The sequence below is a fragment of the Microcoleus sp. CAWBG27 genome (assembly GCF_020883145.1).
Lineage (GTDB): Bacteria > Cyanobacteriota > Cyanobacteriia > Cyanobacteriales > Microcoleaceae > Microcoleus.
Genome location: NZ_JAHREU010000076.1, coordinates 1 through 15,067, shown reverse-complemented (window position 1 = coordinate 15,067; position 15,067 = coordinate 1). Strand labels below are relative to the sequence as shown.

Annotated in this window: 19 protein-coding genes; 12 read left to right on the top strand and 7 right to left on the bottom strand. The window is 43.2% G+C overall.

Translation table 11 applies throughout. The features are described from left to right. Window positions 1–138: 138 nt before the first annotated feature. Window positions 139–423: a hypothetical protein gene (locus QZ938_RS28345; protein WP_293355041.1), complete on the top strand. Its 285-nt coding sequence runs from the start codon at window positions 139–141 to the stop codon at window positions 421–423. Window positions 424–576: 153 nt separating this feature from the next. On the opposite strand, the gene galT is transcribed toward QZ938_RS28345, so the two are convergent. The 4 genes from galT to QZ938_RS28325 all read right to left on the bottom strand — a co-directional run bounded on the left by galT (window position 577) and on the right by QZ938_RS28325 (window position 6,713). Beyond that, entirely contained in the window at window positions 577–1,605 is a 1,029-nt protein-coding gene (gene galT / locus QZ938_RS28340) for a galactose-1-phosphate uridylyltransferase (protein ID WP_293355038.1), read from the bottom strand. A gap of 82 nt (window positions 1,606–1,687) precedes the next feature. Beyond that, window positions 1,688–1,915, bottom strand: a complete 228-nt coding sequence (locus QZ938_RS28335) for a hypothetical protein (RefSeq protein WP_293365662.1) — start codon at window positions 1,913–1,915, stop codon at window positions 1,688–1,690. Window positions 1,916–1,931: 16 nt separating this feature from the next. Next, the gene (locus QZ938_RS28330; protein ID WP_293355035.1) at window positions 1,932–5,393 is read right to left on the bottom strand and encodes an AAA-like domain-containing protein; all 3,462 of its coding nucleotides are present in this window, start codon (window positions 5,391–5,393) and stop codon (window positions 1,932–1,934) included. Between the two features lie 12 nt (window positions 5,394–5,405). Continuing rightward, window positions 5,406–6,713, bottom strand: coding sequence for an AAA-like domain-containing protein (locus QZ938_RS28325; RefSeq protein ID WP_293355032.1), 1,308 nt, complete (start codon window positions 6,711–6,713; stop codon window positions 5,406–5,408). Between the two features lie 286 nt (window positions 6,714–6,999). On the opposite strand from QZ938_RS28325, the gene QZ938_RS28320 reads away from it, so the two are divergent. Then, window positions 7,000–7,233 (top strand): hypothetical protein, encoded by a 234-nt coding sequence (locus QZ938_RS28320; protein ID WP_293355029.1) that lies wholly within the window; start codon window positions 7,000–7,002, stop codon window positions 7,231–7,233. Between the two features lie 109 nt (window positions 7,234–7,342). Here QZ938_RS28320 and QZ938_RS28315 read toward each other — a convergent pair whose 3' ends face one another. Next, window positions 7,343–8,068, bottom strand: coding sequence for a restriction endonuclease subunit R (locus QZ938_RS28315; RefSeq protein ID WP_363318912.1), 726 nt, complete (start codon window positions 8,066–8,068; stop codon window positions 7,343–7,345). Window positions 8,069–8,126: 58 nt separating this feature from the next. Here QZ938_RS28315 and QZ938_RS28310 point away from each other — a divergent pair, with 58 nt between their 5' ends. From QZ938_RS28310 to QZ938_RS28285, 6 genes are all read left to right on the top strand, one after another. Further along, entirely contained in the window at window positions 8,127–8,369 is a 243-nt protein-coding gene (locus tag QZ938_RS28310) for a hypothetical protein (RefSeq protein ID WP_293355026.1), read from the top strand. After that, window positions 8,359–8,595 (top strand): hypothetical protein, encoded by a 237-nt coding sequence (locus tag QZ938_RS33185; RefSeq protein ID WP_363318911.1) that lies wholly within the window; start codon window positions 8,359–8,361, stop codon window positions 8,593–8,595. Before QZ938_RS28310 ends, QZ938_RS33185 begins: the two co-directional genes overlap by 11 nt. A gap of 220 nt (window positions 8,596–8,815) precedes the next feature. Beyond that, window positions 8,816–9,166, top strand: coding sequence for a DUF433 domain-containing protein (locus tag QZ938_RS28300; protein ID WP_293355023.1), 351 nt, complete (start codon window positions 8,816–8,818; stop codon window positions 9,164–9,166). Further along, window positions 9,144–9,506, top strand: coding sequence for a DUF5615 family PIN-like protein (locus tag QZ938_RS28295; RefSeq protein ID WP_293355020.1), 363 nt, complete (start codon window positions 9,144–9,146; stop codon window positions 9,504–9,506). Before QZ938_RS28300 ends, QZ938_RS28295 begins: the two co-directional genes overlap by 23 nt. Before the next feature lie 121 nt (window positions 9,507–9,627). Then, window positions 9,628–11,598 (top strand): acetate--CoA ligase, encoded by a 1,971-nt coding sequence (gene acs, locus QZ938_RS28290; RefSeq protein ID WP_293355017.1) that lies wholly within the window; start codon window positions 9,628–9,630, stop codon window positions 11,596–11,598. A 247-nt stretch (window positions 11,599–11,845) separates the two neighbouring features. After that, window positions 11,846–12,100, top strand: a complete 255-nt coding sequence (locus tag QZ938_RS28285; RefSeq protein ID WP_293156916.1) for a hypothetical protein — start codon at window positions 11,846–11,848, stop codon at window positions 12,098–12,100. Window positions 12,101–12,248: 148 nt separating this feature from the next. Here QZ938_RS28285 and QZ938_RS28280 read toward each other — a convergent pair whose 3' ends face one another. Together QZ938_RS28280 and QZ938_RS28275 are read right to left on the bottom strand one after the other, a co-directional pair. After that, complete coding sequence (locus tag QZ938_RS28280) at window positions 12,249–12,536, bottom strand: hypothetical protein (RefSeq protein WP_293355012.1); 288 nt, start codon at window positions 12,534–12,536, stop codon at window positions 12,249–12,251. Between the two features lie 73 nt (window positions 12,537–12,609). After that, window positions 12,610–12,828: a hypothetical protein gene (locus QZ938_RS28275; RefSeq protein ID WP_293355009.1), complete on the bottom strand. Its 219-nt coding sequence runs from the start codon at window positions 12,826–12,828 to the stop codon at window positions 12,610–12,612. Window positions 12,829–12,847: 19 nt separating this feature from the next. On the opposite strand from QZ938_RS28275, the gene QZ938_RS28270 reads away from it, so the two are divergent. From QZ938_RS28270 to QZ938_RS28255, 4 genes are all read left to right on the top strand, one after another. Next, window positions 12,848–13,006, top strand: a complete 159-nt coding sequence (locus QZ938_RS28270) for a hypothetical protein (protein ID WP_293339280.1) — start codon at window positions 12,848–12,850, stop codon at window positions 13,004–13,006. Between the two features lie 5 nt (window positions 13,007–13,011). Beyond that, the gene (locus QZ938_RS28265; protein WP_293355006.1) at window positions 13,012–13,197 is read left to right on the top strand and encodes a hypothetical protein; all 186 of its coding nucleotides are present in this window, start codon (window positions 13,012–13,014) and stop codon (window positions 13,195–13,197) included. Between the two features lie 40 nt (window positions 13,198–13,237). Continuing rightward, window positions 13,238–13,912, top strand: a complete 675-nt coding sequence (locus tag QZ938_RS28260) for an ACP phosphodiesterase (protein WP_293355003.1) — start codon at window positions 13,238–13,240, stop codon at window positions 13,910–13,912. 147 nt (window positions 13,913–14,059) lie between these two features. After that, window positions 14,060–15,010: a thermonuclease family protein gene (locus tag QZ938_RS28255; protein ID WP_293355000.1), complete on the top strand. Its 951-nt coding sequence runs from the start codon at window positions 14,060–14,062 to the stop codon at window positions 15,008–15,010. Window positions 15,011–15,067 lie beyond the last annotated feature (57 nt).

Here is a 15,067-nt window from a genome sequence, read left to right as displayed (position 1 = left end):
CGATCGCCAAAACAACCTCGATCGCGATCGCACAAATTACCCAAATTTGTCACTGCGGTGGCTCGATCGCGATCGCACCACCGCTCAAAATTCAGCTTAAGATTAGGATAGGTTGCAAATTCTCTCTAAATGGACTCCATGAAAAACCAGACTGACGATTCTGCAAAACAAGATTTAGTCGATCGAGCTTTTGGAAGTCCAGCCATCCCAGATCCGACAGCGTGGGTGGACGAACATTATTTTCTGGCTAATTTTGCCAATACTCTCGCCCACCTCCAAGAAAATTTATCTGATGACAGTTGCGAAATCGGCGAGAGTGCTGAGTCTGATCAGACGAGATTGTTGCTTGACGCTAAGATTAGAGATATATTGAGAGCTAATTTTAGCGATGACTGTTGGCAGTATGTCGAAAGTTTGTTGTGAGTTTGGTAAAATTTATCAATATTTGTAGGTTGATAAATTTGGAGCGTCAATTAAGCTGTTGCAGATTTAAATTGTCTATTTCAACCGATAATTGAAAATTATTAAATTGTTTCCCGTCTTCGTCGGGGACATTCCTCGATTAATTGTAACTTTTTATACTTTAGGTTTGCCGAAATGGCGATCGCCAGGAATTGCGAACGATCGCAAAAACTCAGCACTTTCTTCGGGTAAAGCAGTATTGATAAACATCCCGCTACCCAACTCAAACCCAGCCTGTTTAGAAACTCTGGGAATAATTGCCATATACCAGTGAAAGTATTTAGTCGCCCGTTCGGCTGTTGGGACAGATCGAATATTATAATTGTAATCAGGATCGTTCAATCCGTAATAAAGTTTAGCAAGTACAGTTTTCAAAGTATAAGCAAGATCCGTGATTTCTGCATCAGTAATGTCATCAAACGAAGAGGAATGGCGGCGCGGAAAAATCCAGATATGAAACGGCGAAAGTGCAGCATAGGGGATAAAAGCCACAAAATATTCACTCTCGAAAATCACTCTTTCACCAGACGCTAATTCATCTTCCAAAGTGCGGCAAAACAGACATTCTCCCGTGTCGTCAAAATAGCGAACTGCTGCATCAATGCGACTGCGAAATAGGCTGGGGACAACGGGCGTAGCTGCTATTTGGGAGTGAGGGTGTTCGAGGGAAGTTCCGGCACTTTCTCCGTGATTTTTGAAGATAATAATTGTTTCAATATGGGGATACTTTCTGATCTCTATATAACGCTGTCGGTATACTAAAAGTATGTCTGTTACTTCTGTAACGGTCAACAAAGCTGTCGTCAAATCGTGTCGCGGGTTTTCGACAATTACTTCGTGAACGCCGATTCCCGCCATCGTGCGGTGAATTCCCGATGATATTCTCATCCATTCTGCTGTCGGGGAGAGGGCCGGATATTTGTTACCAATTGCGCGGACTTTCCAGCCAGTGCGATCGCCCAAACGGCAAGTTTCTACTGTGCCATCTTCCTCATTTCCCACGCAAAACGGGCAATCGGCGCGGTGTTGGGGTAGGAATGCGGGTATTTTTTTGGTGTTGGCGAATTGGTCAGGTCTTTTTGCGCGTTCCGTGGCGATGATTACCCAATCTCTGGTAATTAGATTTTGTCTAAGTTCAGACATTTTCTTACCTTTAGTTTTAGGGTTGAGTCGTTTTTTATGGTAAGATAAAAGATTGGCTGATGTCACGGGTAACTGTAAATTTTTAACAAATCTTGACTTGAATATGTCTGTAAATCTGCGTGGGTGCGATCGGCAAATTCAAAATAAACGCGATCGGACTTACGCACGGGTGGTCAGAAACCGGGTTTTTGCGAGAATACTGCATTACAGTCGCAGAAACCCATAAAAACCCGGTTTCTTGGGTTTTGATGCGTAAATCGTATAAACTTAACAACAGTTTTAACAAGTGAAAAATCAGAATCAAAACCATCCGCGTACATCAGCGGTTAAAATTTCTCACCCAGCCATTCTCTCCCCCTCGCCAACAATTCGTCCAAAGTTTCCACGGGCCAAAACAGCACTTTTCCATCCTGGGAACCAGTTATTAAAAACTTCCCGTCCCGACTAAAACAAATACTATAAATCGGAATTTTCAACTTCACAAAATCTGCCTCACCTTTGAGTAAATTTCCCTGATAGCCGTTAAAATCCGCTAGTAAATTTCCTTGTAAGTCCCACAATTTAGCGGTGCCGTCAATTGAAGCAGTGGCGATCTTATCTCCTGTGGGGCTAAAACTGACACTTGTTATCGAGTCATTATGTTCGGCGAAAGTTACCAAAAACTTCCCTTGTAAGTCCCACAATTTCGCGGTTTTGTCAGATGAGGCAGTGGCTATCGCATCTCCTGTGGGGCTAAAACTAACACTATTTACCGAGTCATTATGTCCTGTGAAAACTGTCAAGCAGTTGCCTTGTAAATCCCACAATTTGGCAGTGCCGTCTTGTGATGCAGTGGCTATCGTATCTACTGTGTGGCTAAAACAAACACTGTTTACCCTGTCATTATGTCCGGTGAATGTTACCAAGCAGTTGCCTTGCAAGTCCCACAATTTGGCGGTTTTGTCAAATGAGGCTGTGGCGATTATTTCTCCATTCGGGCTAAAGCTGACGCTATTTACTGAGTCATTATGTCCAATGAATGTTACCAAACAGTTGCCCTGTAAGTCCCACAATTTAGCGGTTTTGTCTTGTGAGGCAGTAGCAATCGCATCTCCATTCGGGCTAAAAATGACACTATTTGCGCGGTAATTCTGCCTGGTTAAGGTAAAAGCGACCAAGCAATTTCCCTGCGAGTCCCACAATTTGATAGTTCCGTTAGTTGAGGCAGTAGCCAGCAGGTCTTGAGTCGGGTTATAACTTATGCTTGTTATCGGCACTTCATATGCTTTGAAAATGACGAACAAGTTGTCCACCAATTGAGTGGATCTATTAATTGAATTTCTTACCAGGCGATTGTATCCGGTGAAAGTGACCAAGCAGTTGCCCTGCAAATCCCACAATTTGGCGCTGCCATCTTTCGAGGCAGTGGCGATCGCATTTCCATTCGGGCTAAAACTGACAGTATTTACCGATTCCTTATGTCCGGTGAATGTTACCAAACAGTTGCCCTGCAAGTCCCACAATTTGGCTGTGTCGTCTTTTGAGGCAGTGGCGATTGCATTTCCTTTCGGGCTAAAACTAACGCTTGTTACAGAGTCATTATGTCCGGTAAAAGTGAGCAAGCAGTTGCCTTGCAAGTCCCATAATTTGGCAGTTGTGTCAGATGAAGCAGTAGCGATCGCATCTCCGTTTGGACTAAAACTGACGCTATTTACTAGGCGAGTATGTCCGGCAAAGGTGACCAAACAATTGCCATGCAAGTCCCATAATTTGCCAGTGTTATCTCTTGAGGTAGTGGCAAGCGTGTCTTGAGTCGGGCTAAAACTAACACTTGTTACCGAGTCATTATGTTTAGTAAATGTTAGCAAACAGTTGCCTTGGAAATCCCATAATTTGGCGGTATTATCTCTTGAAGTAGTAGCGATTGCGTTTTGCGTCGGGCTAAAACTAACGCTTGTTACCCAATCACGATGTCTGGTGAAAGTTTGTAAGCAGTCGCCCCGTAAGTCCCACAATTTAGCGGTACGGTCATCTGAGGCCGTGATGAGTACATTTTCTGTGGGGCTAAAACTGACACTATTTACCGAGTCATTATGTCCGATGAAAGTGAGCAAGCAGTTGCCCTGCAAGTCCCACAATTTGGCGCTTTTGTCATCTGAAGCAGTAGCGATCGCATCTCCATTCGGGCTAAAACTGACACTATTTATCCCGCCATTATGTCCGACAAACTGGCGCTTTTCGCGGATTTTAGTGAGAATTACCTGCAAAGCTAACAGAGGACTGGTAGTGGGATATTCCGAAAGCGGGGGATTGTCTGGTATCCACTTCTTTAAATCTTCTCCTGCTTTGATAGCTGCTCGTAAGGCTGCTATTTGCTTTCCCCCCAACTGAAAAAGCTTTAACGCATCGTATCCGGCTTCTTCAATTTTGAGAACTTCTCTAACTTGTCTGCGGGTTTCTTTCAATAATTTATTAGATGTCCTCAATTCTTGCCGTTCATCAGCTTGACTGGCATCTAAAAAATCATTATCCTCATCGCTTAAACGTTTCCCCACTTTCCACTGCAACGCATCATCCAATGCTTGACCGTGCAACAATCGCGAAGTATCTTCACGTTTTGAGGCGATCCAAGCGGCGAAATTTTCCTGGTAAGGGCGGAGTTTCGCTAATTCTTGCTGTACCCAATCGAGGTCAAAAATAGTGGCGTATATGCGGTTGTAAACTTGTAGATATCCGTTGCGTTTGACAACTAATCCTGAGAGTTGTAACTCCATTTGGTCGGGACTGTTATCGGCGGCGACCCCCCCCAGCCCCCCCTTGGTAAGGGGGGGAGTAAGAATGCTATCTGTCCCCCCCCTTGGTAAGGGGGGGTTAGGGGGGGTAATAATTTGTTGGTAGATGCCGAGGAGTTGGCTGGTACGCTGTTGGTTGCTGAGGATGCGATCGCGAATTGTGCCTAGATGTTCGGGATTGTCGTTCTCCTCCCAACTGTTAATGATGTAAGCTTGTACCAGTTCAGCAATGTCAGGATTGCAGGTTTGCGATCGTTCTAGGACAATTTTACAAAGTTTTTGAGTCAAAAAAGGTTGTCCGCCCGTCCAGTCTAGAATCTCATTTAAAACGTGAATTGGGCGATCGATTTTTCCCTCTAAACCTTTCGCTAAAGGTGCAGCTTGTTCCTTAGTGAAACCCTTTAATTCAATAGCTTGACCGATATTAAATGGCGTGCGTTTTTTATCTTGAATCAAATCTGAAGGTGTTGCTACGCCCAACAGACAAAAGGTAAGGCGTTGATAAGCAGGATTTTCACCACTTTGACCTTGATTGTGGCAAGCACGAATATAAGCAAAAAAGTCATCACTCGGAAACTTCAGACTAAGAATGCTATCAATTTCATCAATAAAAATTACAATGTTCTGGGAAATGCGTTTCAGGAGGATAGAATCGATAAACTCTGCCAAACGATCCTGCGGTGACAGCCAATCAAACTCGCTCAACCAGTTTTTGAGATTGACATCCAGCGATAATTTGCGATTGAGATTTAACAAAATACTATTGTACCACTTTTCCGGGGTAGTTAACTGAGTTCCCTTTGCTGAAACATCTATTTCAACACAAGCTATTCCCTCTTGCTTCAGCCGATTCATCACTTGTACGCGCAAGCTGGATTTACCAGTCTTCCGCGAATTAAAAACATAACAAAACTTACCTTTTTTCAATTCTTCATACAATTGTTCGTCAGCTTCTCGCTTGACATAAGTTTGGGTATCAATGCCCAAAGTAGCTTCACAAATATATTTGTAAGTCATTCATCCCCCCGATTAATTAAAATTTAGTTGATCCGAAAAATATTGCCGGTACAAATCACACCGAGGCAAACAATCATTTTTATCAACTAGCACCAATCCCATACCTTGCAATTTAAAAGTTGCGTTGGTATCAAGTCGCACGGGCTGTGTTGTAGCGACAACTTGAGAGTAAGCAGCTTTTAGTTGAGGGTTTTTACAAAGTTCTCCCCACTGTTCTCGTAAATGATTGATAAATGGACTGGCTTCTGTAGCAGCAATTTCCAAAAGTTGATCGAGGGAATATTGCTCTTTTTTGAGACAAACAAAAGCTTCTTGGATTAGATAAGGATGTCCGCCAAACATTGTCATAATTTTTTCAGTATTATCTAAATCAAACCTTTGAATTTGATAGCAACTTGCCAAATAACTAACTTGTTTAGGAGTGAAATCAAGTAAAGTTTGAGTTAATCCCACACCATTCAGAGGAGAGTAGTTGATATCTAAGGAACCGTAAACATTGGTTGAGTGAACAAGAATCAACCGCAAGTTTTTCCAAAGATAGGCAAATTCATTTCCCTCAACGTGCAGTTGACTCCAACATCTCAATAACTCACAAAAATCAATTCGGAAAGATTCTTGCTCGAAAACGCGATCGACATTTTTTAAAGCCAGTACCAAAGGTTGAGTCCGATCTTTTAGCAAGTAGTCCTCAAAGTAGGTTTGAGTATTAGTATGTTCGTCAAACTCATCGCTATCCCAATGTTCGGCTAATTTGTTTTCTAAACCCAAAGATTTGCCCATACTTTTGCACAGCCATTTTAGTAATTCCTCATAATTTAACAAAACGCTACTTGTTGCTTTTGTAAAATCCAAAATAACGGCTTGATAATTATGAATTTTAGCGCGATCGAGGATTCGGTTCAATAGTAAAGTTTTCCCCGTATATTTAGGTGCTTTAATCCGAATAACTGCTCCCGGTTCTAAGATTTTATCACAGCATTCAGATTCGATCGGGTGACGCTCTACATAAGGCACTTGTAATACTTTTGGAGTTTCTGGCAGTTTTTTGCCGAACTTAATTAATAATTTTTCGCCAACTAATTGAGGCTTGTGGTTGATAAATAATTCAATCAAGTCATCGCGTTGAGTATATGCACCTGGTTTATTTTCAACCCCAAACAATTTGCAAATCTTTGAGATATTGGAAGAAACCGCCGTTCGATCTTTATATAAAACTTGAGAGATTTCCGGATCCAATCGACCTTCCAAGAACATCTCTAGCACTGAATGCTGTGTAGGAGTAATATTTTTATAGATAGCCTCAAACTCATGTTCTGTCATCTTCCCCATTCCACCTCAACCTCGATCGCGATTCTTTCTCTTAAAGTAGCATAACTCAGGGCTTGAGGGTAGTTGTCCTGTCAATATCTCGTTAATTTTCACAATTTTATAAGTCAAAAGTAATTTGTGAGTTTTTTTTCACAAACTCTTTCACAAATTATTCAAAGCCAACTCACAAGCTATCCAAAAATTTACCTAGCAACTAATTTGTGAGTCTAAATTAACGATCGCCCGCGAGTAGAAAAGAGCGCGCTATCGTGGGAAACATAGAGAGATAGGTAAAACGATGAAACTCGAAAAACAGAATTTAGACAACAAGCCTAAATTAACTAAAAAGGTAAAGCAAGTGAAAAAATCTAACAATTCCAATATCAAGTGGTGGACGAAGGAATTTGTACTACCGATCGCAAAAATCCTAATTCCGTTATTGATCGTAACTGGCAATACTGAACAACCGCCAAATCCTGTACAACCGACAAACCCACCCATTGAGCGCACGACGACTCCACCATCAAAATAACATCAGATGCGATCGCTCCTAATCTAAGAAACCGGGTTTCTGCGATAATTTACGCATCCTCACGAGATTTTGCAAAGAAACCCGGTTTCTGACTCCGCGCGCGATCGCTCTAAGCCAACTGTAACTGCACATTCTGCAACTTGCAAATCGCCTTCAACACTTGCGCCAATAAGAGCGATCGCTCCCTATCAATCAAATTCAATTCCGGTAAAATCTGATAAGTACAAGGATTTCCCCGCGTCACCCGCACAAACCGATAACTTTCGCCATTCGTTGTCAATCCCCAAACTGAGGATTGCTGCTGCAAACTCTTATAAGTATAAGTCAGCAATTGCGGCAAACCGGCCAAAGGGGCGATCGCACTATTTTTCGCCTCTACTACCAAAATCCAAAACGGTGTCGCCCCTATCTCCGCATCCGGCTGATTTACTGCTAAAATATCCAGCCGCCCTTTAATTAAAGTATCCTTATCTTCAACTTCAATGGGTATGCTATCCTCCATTGTCAGCACGATCGGAATATCAAAAAATCCTGTTAATCTCATCAAAGGTGAAAGCACTAAAAACTTAACGAGTTCTTCTGAAACTTTTCCAGCGGATAGGTATCGTCGAAAGTCATTTCTAAGTTTCAATAGTTCCTGCTGTTCTGATTCTGTCAGCGGTTCCAGAGAGAAAAAATCAGTGAAACCTTCTCCTTCTAACTCTTCGAGTTTGAGAAGATGGCGAACGTCATTTAACGAAAGTTGGCTTGCTTCTAAATTTTGAGTCATGGCTTTTGTGCGATCGGCCTTTCCTGTAAAATATATGGCAGATTTGATATAATCTAATATTATCACTTTTCATTACCTTTTCACATCAGTCTATTTCTTACACCCTAGATTACCAGGAGTAACTATGAAAGCAATTAAAGTGATGGCAACGATCGACAACGGACAATTATACGTTGATGAACCGCTAAATTTAGAGCAAAACAGCAGAGTAGAAGTAATTGTGCTGGTTCCCGAAGTTACAGAAAGTAATGAAGATGAGCAATCTAAAGAAGAAATTTTAGCAGATTTACGTCAAGCTTGGCATGAAGCTATGACCGGAAAAACGATTCCCGTTGCCCAAATCTGGGAGGGAATTGATGATGTCTGAGCAACCATCTATCCAAGTTGAAGCTGCACCAACGTTTACCAGAAACTTACGCAACCTCGCCAAAAAATATCGCAGTATTCGTAACGATATACAACCAGTCATCGAACAACTTGAACGGGGAGAGTTACCTGGCGATCGCATATCTGGGATTGGTTACGAGGTTTTTAAAGTAAGAGTCAGAAATACCAATATTCAAAAAAAGGTAAAAGTGCTGGCTATCGTCTGATTTATTATGTCAAAACTGAAAATGGAATTATTTTACTGACTGTTTATACAAAATCTGCACAAGCTGATATTCCAGCCGATGAAATTATGGGCATCATTTTAGAATACGAACGGCGTGCAGGTGAAGATGAAGAAGATGCCTAAATTTTGGGTCATGGCTTTTGTGCGATCTTCTGTTCAGGTATTATAATAGTATAAAACCTTATCCCAATCAACAAACTATGCAACTTGAAGACTACTTCAACTTCCTCAGACCTGACGATATTCGGCTCAAAGGTTCCCGCATTGGCATCGAAACCATTCTTTACGAATACCTGTTTCGCGCTCGAACTCCCGAAGAAATTGCCAACATTTATACATCCCTCACCCTCGAACAGGTTTATGCAACAATTTTGTACTACCTGCACAACAAAGAAGCAGTCGGTAAGTACATAACTGAATGGCTGGAATGGGGCGAAAAAATGCAAGAAGAACAGCGCCGCAATCCTCGTCCAGTATATGAAAAAATCCGCAAATTGAGAGCAGCAAGAGATGCAATGAGAAAAGCTGATGGCAATCCAGTATCTGTTTGATGAAAATGTCGCTCCTGCGTATGTTAACCAAATTCGCAGGCGCAATCCCGATATAGTTGTTCTAGCAGTGGGAGAACTAACAGCACCTGCTAAAGGAACTCTCGACCCACAAATTCTCATTTGGTGTGAAATTCACAATTTCATTCTCGTTACCAACAACCGCCGCTCTATGCCAGTTCATTTAACAGAGCATTTAGAGCAAAATCGCCATATCCCAGGAATATTTATCCTGAATACCAAGATGAGTATCGGTCAAAATATTGACGAACTGATTTTGATTTATCAAGGCTCGTTTGATGATGAATATCAAGATAAAATTGAGCATTTACCGCTACCGTAATTTCTAATACAGTCCCAATACTTACAAAATCTTCCAAAGTCTTAAGGAAAATAAACATACTTTTCCCCCAATTTATGCACACAATAGCTAAAAAGAGTAACTGAACTAAAAACTAACAGCGATGTCACAAGATACCATCGAATCAATTCTGCAAGAAAAACGCCTATTCCCGCCCACGGCAGAATTCTCCGAAAAAGCTCACGTCAAAAGCTTAGAAGAATACCGCGCCCTCTACGAAAAAGCGAAAGCCGACCCCCAAGCATTCTGGGCCGAACTCGCTACCCAAGAATTAGACTGGTTTCAAAACTGGGATACCGTACTCGACTGGCAGCCACCTTTTGCTAAATGGTTTGTCAATGGCAAAATTAACATTTCTTACAATTGTCTCGATCGCCATTTAACCACCTGGCGCAAAAACAAAGCCGCCCTCATTTGGGAAGGCGAACCCGGAGACTCCCGCACCCTGACTTACGCCCAACTCCACCGCGAAGTCTGTCAAATGGCTAACGTCATCAAAGAATTGGGTGTCCAAAAGGGCGATCGCGTCGGCATTTATATGCCCATGATTCCCGAAGCTGCGATCGCCATGTTAGCCTGTGCCAGAATCGGTGCAGTACACAGTGTTGTTTTCGGCGGATTTAGTGCTGAAGCTTTGCGCGATCGCCTCAACGACGGCCAAGCAAAACTCGTCATCACCGCAGACGGCGGCTTCCGCAAAGACGCAGCAGTCGGGCTGAAAGTACAAGTAGACAAAGCCCTCGCCAACAACGCTGCACCCAGCGTTACCAATGTTCTCGTCGTCCAGCGTACCAAACAAGAAGTGCAGATGGAACCAGGGCGCGATCGCTGGTGGCACGAATTGCAAAAAAACGCCTCCGCACATTGTCCCGCCGAACCGATGGATAGCGAAGATATGCTATTCATTCTCTACACTTCAGGAAGTACCGGAAAACCCAAAGGTGTCGTCCATACAACGGGCGGTTACAACCTTTATACCCACATGACAACCAAGTGGATTTTTGACCTCCAAGACACCGATGTTTACTGGTGTACCGCAGACGTAGGCTGGATTACAGGCCACAGTTACATAGTCTACGGCCCCCTTTCCAACGGTGCGACAACTGTCATGTACGAAGGTGCTCCGCGCGCATCGAATCCTGGCTGTTTTTGGGATGTAATCGAAAAATACGGCGTCACTGTTTTCTACACCGCACCAACAGCAATTCGCACCTTTATGAAGATGGGCGAAGAGTTGCCGAATGCTAGAGATTTGTCATCTTTGCGATTGTTAGGAACCGTCGGCGAACCCATAAATCCTGAAGCTTGGATGTGGTATCAGCGGGTAATTGGCAACTCTAATTGTCCGATCGTAGATACTTGGTGGCAAACCGAAACAGGCGGAATTATGATTACTGCTTTGCCCGGTGCAATTCCCACTAAACCAGGTTCTGCAACGCTTCCTTTCCCCGGAATTGTTGCCGATGTTGTTGACCAAGATGGCGAACCTGTAACTAATGAAAGCGGCGGTTATTTAGTTGTGAAACATCCTTGGCCGGGAATGATGCGGACTCTTTACAACGATGCCGATCGCTTCCGCCGCACTTATTGGGAATATTTGCACCCAAAAGATGGCGAATTCGTGTACTTTGCGGGGGACGGCGCGCACAAAGATAAAGACGGTTATTTCTGGGTAATGGGCCGCGTTGATGATGTGATTAATGTTGCCGGACACCGACTCGGGACGATGGAAGTTGAATCGGCTTTGGTGTCCCATCCAGCGGTGGCGGAAGCTGCGGTTGTTGGCAAACCCGACGAGATTAAAGGTGAGGAAATTGTTGCTTTTGTGACACTGGATAACTCGCAGCAGCCTAGCGACGCATTGGCTAAGGAGTTGAAGCAGCACGTTGTGAAGGAGATTGGGGCGATCGCCCGTCCCGGAGAAATTCGATTTACCGATGCTTTGCCAAAGACTCGCAGCGGCAAGATTATGCGGCGTTTGTTGCGTTCTTTGGCCGCTGGTTTGGAGGTGACGGGGGATACTTCAACTTTGGAGGATCGGACGGTTTTGGATAAGTTGCGGGCTGATTCCTAGGGGTATTTTTGCGATCGCAGATTTAGGCAGATGAACGCAGATGAACGCAGATAAGATTTACATCTGCGTTCATCTGTGATTGAATTGCGATAGCAACTGCCACATCAGTTAGGGCATAATTAAGAAGAGTGAATATATCCCCAAACCCCTCACCGTAGACAATCTAACTATTAACTGTCAACTGTCAACTGTCAACTGTCAACTGCTATAAGTCATACCGCTGTATTTTTGAACGGGAGATAGAGGAATGAGTCAGATGTGGACTGAAGAGCAAATCAGACAAATAATCCCAGATATTGATTCACAGTTAGACGACAGCGATATTCCAACGGTGATTATCAAGGGTGAAGGTAGCAGTATTTTTATCTCCTTTGAGAACCGTCGCGAGATTGAATTTTTGATTGCCCAATTATCTAACCTACTGATTCATCACGAGGAATTGGATCTGGGAGTTACTGTTAAGGGGTATGTGACAACATTTGGTGAGTATAGCTCTCAATAGGCTGCAACACTACTTATGAAATAAAACGGCTTTGGATAAGTTTCGGGCTGATTCGTAGGGCTGTGAAACCGCAGATTCAGGCACAATAACGCGGATAAACGCAGATAAGATTAGATCTGCGTTCATTTGGGTTCAGTTGTTAATTAACTTATTTGCCGCGCCAGAGATGAACGGCATCGGGGTTAATTTGCAACCTTAATTGCAACCAATCTTCTAGCAAGTAGTCATCATCGACTGCTTCAGAATGTTGTTCGTCTTTGAGAATTGCTAAGACGTGAACTCCTGACGGATAGTTAACATGACGAATTTCTGGGTCATATCCTAAGTCTTGAATTTTTGCCAGAATATCATCTACAGCACCGGCTACAGTTAAATCGACGGCCAGAATAATTTGACCGAGTTTAGCACCAGGTTTTACACACTCCAGAACAGCCATTATTCTTTCTCCTTGTAGTTGCAACGGTACACTTGAGGGCGATTTTCGACTTTTCGGGGTTGAGTTACAGATTCTAATTCAACCTGGTAGCAGCTCGTTTTTGGCACTCCTGTTTCGCTTGCTTGGGGTTATCCGCTAAAATCGGCTCATCCCAGCGTTCTGGTTCTTTTTCTGGATCTTGAATCATAATTAAATAGCTCCTTTGTTGGACGTTCAACTTCGGGGAAGTCGTCTTGGCATGGTGCGGCAACATTCTGCCAAGGCGCATTTCTCTGCTAGAATTGTACTGCATTTTTTAGTATAATTGCAGTATGAGTAAAAATGTTAAAGTTCTAACCATCCGGCTGCCTGAAGTAGAAATGCTTCGCCTAGAAGCTTATTGCGCGAACAGCGGTAGAACAAAAACCGATGTGATTCGCGAACAAATTAGGAATTTAAAAGTTGAAGATAAGTTGCTTTACCCAGATTGATAACCTTGGTTCATTTACTGGCGATCGCCCGTCCCGGCGAAATTCGATTTACCGATGCTTTGCCGAAGACTCGCAGCGGCAAGATTATGCGGCGTTTGTTGCGTTCTTTGGCTGCTGGTTTGGAGGTGACGGGGGATACTTCAACTTTGGAGGATCGGACGGTTTTGGATAAGTTGCGGGCTGATTCCTAGGGGTATTTTTGCGATCGCAGATGCAGGCAGATTTAGGCAGATGAACGCAGATATAATTTTATCTGTGTTCATCTGCGGTTTTAGATATAAAAATCAGCCAGCATATCGATCGTCTATGAATTACTTAGCACATCTTTTTTTATCCGATCGCACGCCAGCATCGCTGATTGGCAACCTCTTAGGCGATTTTGTCAAGGGTTCGGCAGTAAATCTTTACCCCGATGCAATTAGAAGCGGCATCGATTTGCACCGAAAAGTCGATCGCTACACCGACTGTCATGTCATAGTGCGATCGAGTAAAAGCCTTGTTTGCTCCCAAAGGCGCAGGTTTGCGGGAGTGCTGATTGATATGTTTTACGACCATTTCTTAGCTAAAAATTGGCTGGAATATTCAGAAGTTCCGCTGCCAGATTTTGCTCGTGGCGTCTATCAAGTTTTGCAAGACAGTCGAGATATATTGCCGGAATCGCTCCAGCAGATTGTGCCAACAATTATCGCCCGCGACTTGCTGTGTTCCTACCGGGAAATTGGTGGCATAGATATTGCTCTCAATAGAATGTCGGCAAGAATCAAGTGGACTAATAACTTAGCAGATGGCATAGAAGATTTAACAGTTAATTATCAGCAGCTTGAATCAGATTTTCGGGCTTTTTTCCCAGACTTGATAAATTACGCAGCCACTTGCAAAAATCAATATCAAAAATACCAACACTAATCCGTAGGGTGCTTGTGGGCGCACAAAGCGTTATATATCCGTTAGCGGACAGAGCGCCTCACTCCCAACCCATTGCACTCAGCAGCAAACTCATGTACACTTTAGCCAATATGTGAATCAAATCTCAAGCCTAACAGGGTGCGAAATATGGCAACCAGAATTCCGAACCTGCAAATAACTCAAGTAGTTGATGGAGATACTGTCAAAGTTGCTCTCAACGGCAAAACCGAGTCTCTGCGGCTGATTTGCGTCGATACAGAAGAAAGTTACTCTCACACTTCAAAGCCTGTAACTGTCGCAGGGAAAGCAGCTTCGGAAATGGCTAAACAATACTTCGCTACAGCAAATGGTGGGCTTGCTAAAATTGACATTGAATTTGATACAGACGATCCGGTTGAAATTGCTCTAGAAAAACACCGTGACAACTACGGACGCCTCTTATGTTACGTACATAAAGATGGAGAAAATTACAATCTAAAACTGATTAAAGAAGGCTGGAGTCCCTACTTTATGAAATACGGGCGATCGCGATTGTATCACCGAAAAATGACCGAGGCAGAATCGGCTGCAAAAGCTTACAATCTGATGATTTGGAATCCGATTACCAATGCCAAAATTCCCTCTCGCAACTATGCTAATTTGCTGCCTTGGTGGTCGATGCGAGGCTCGATTGTAGAAGACTTTCGCTTGTCAGAAGCAAGGGCAGGAGCACTTTCTGTGAGATTGGACTACCCAAAAATCTTAGCCGCTTCCGAGGAAGCTAAATCTATTACTATTTTCTGCGACTTGCAGGCTGGGATTAATAAATGGATAGGCGGCAATGCCCTAATTTATGCGGGTTCAGTTTATCATAAATTAGATTTGTGGATACCCGATGCCGAAACTTATGAAATGGCTCCTTTGAAGCGATTGATTGAAAAGCGTTATGCAGGTCAAGGACGCGGTTACGTGTATATTAGCGGCAAGGTTGAACAGTACAAAAGCAAGCCTCAAATAATATTGAATAATATTAAACAGTTTTCTGACTTTCGGGAGCATCCCGGTTATGTAAATATCGGAATAACAATAGTCCGGACAGTTTTCAATGACCAACGGTAGAATGGGGGTTCTGGGTTCCAGCCTCTGTGAAATATTAACGGTAGAATGAGGCTTTGG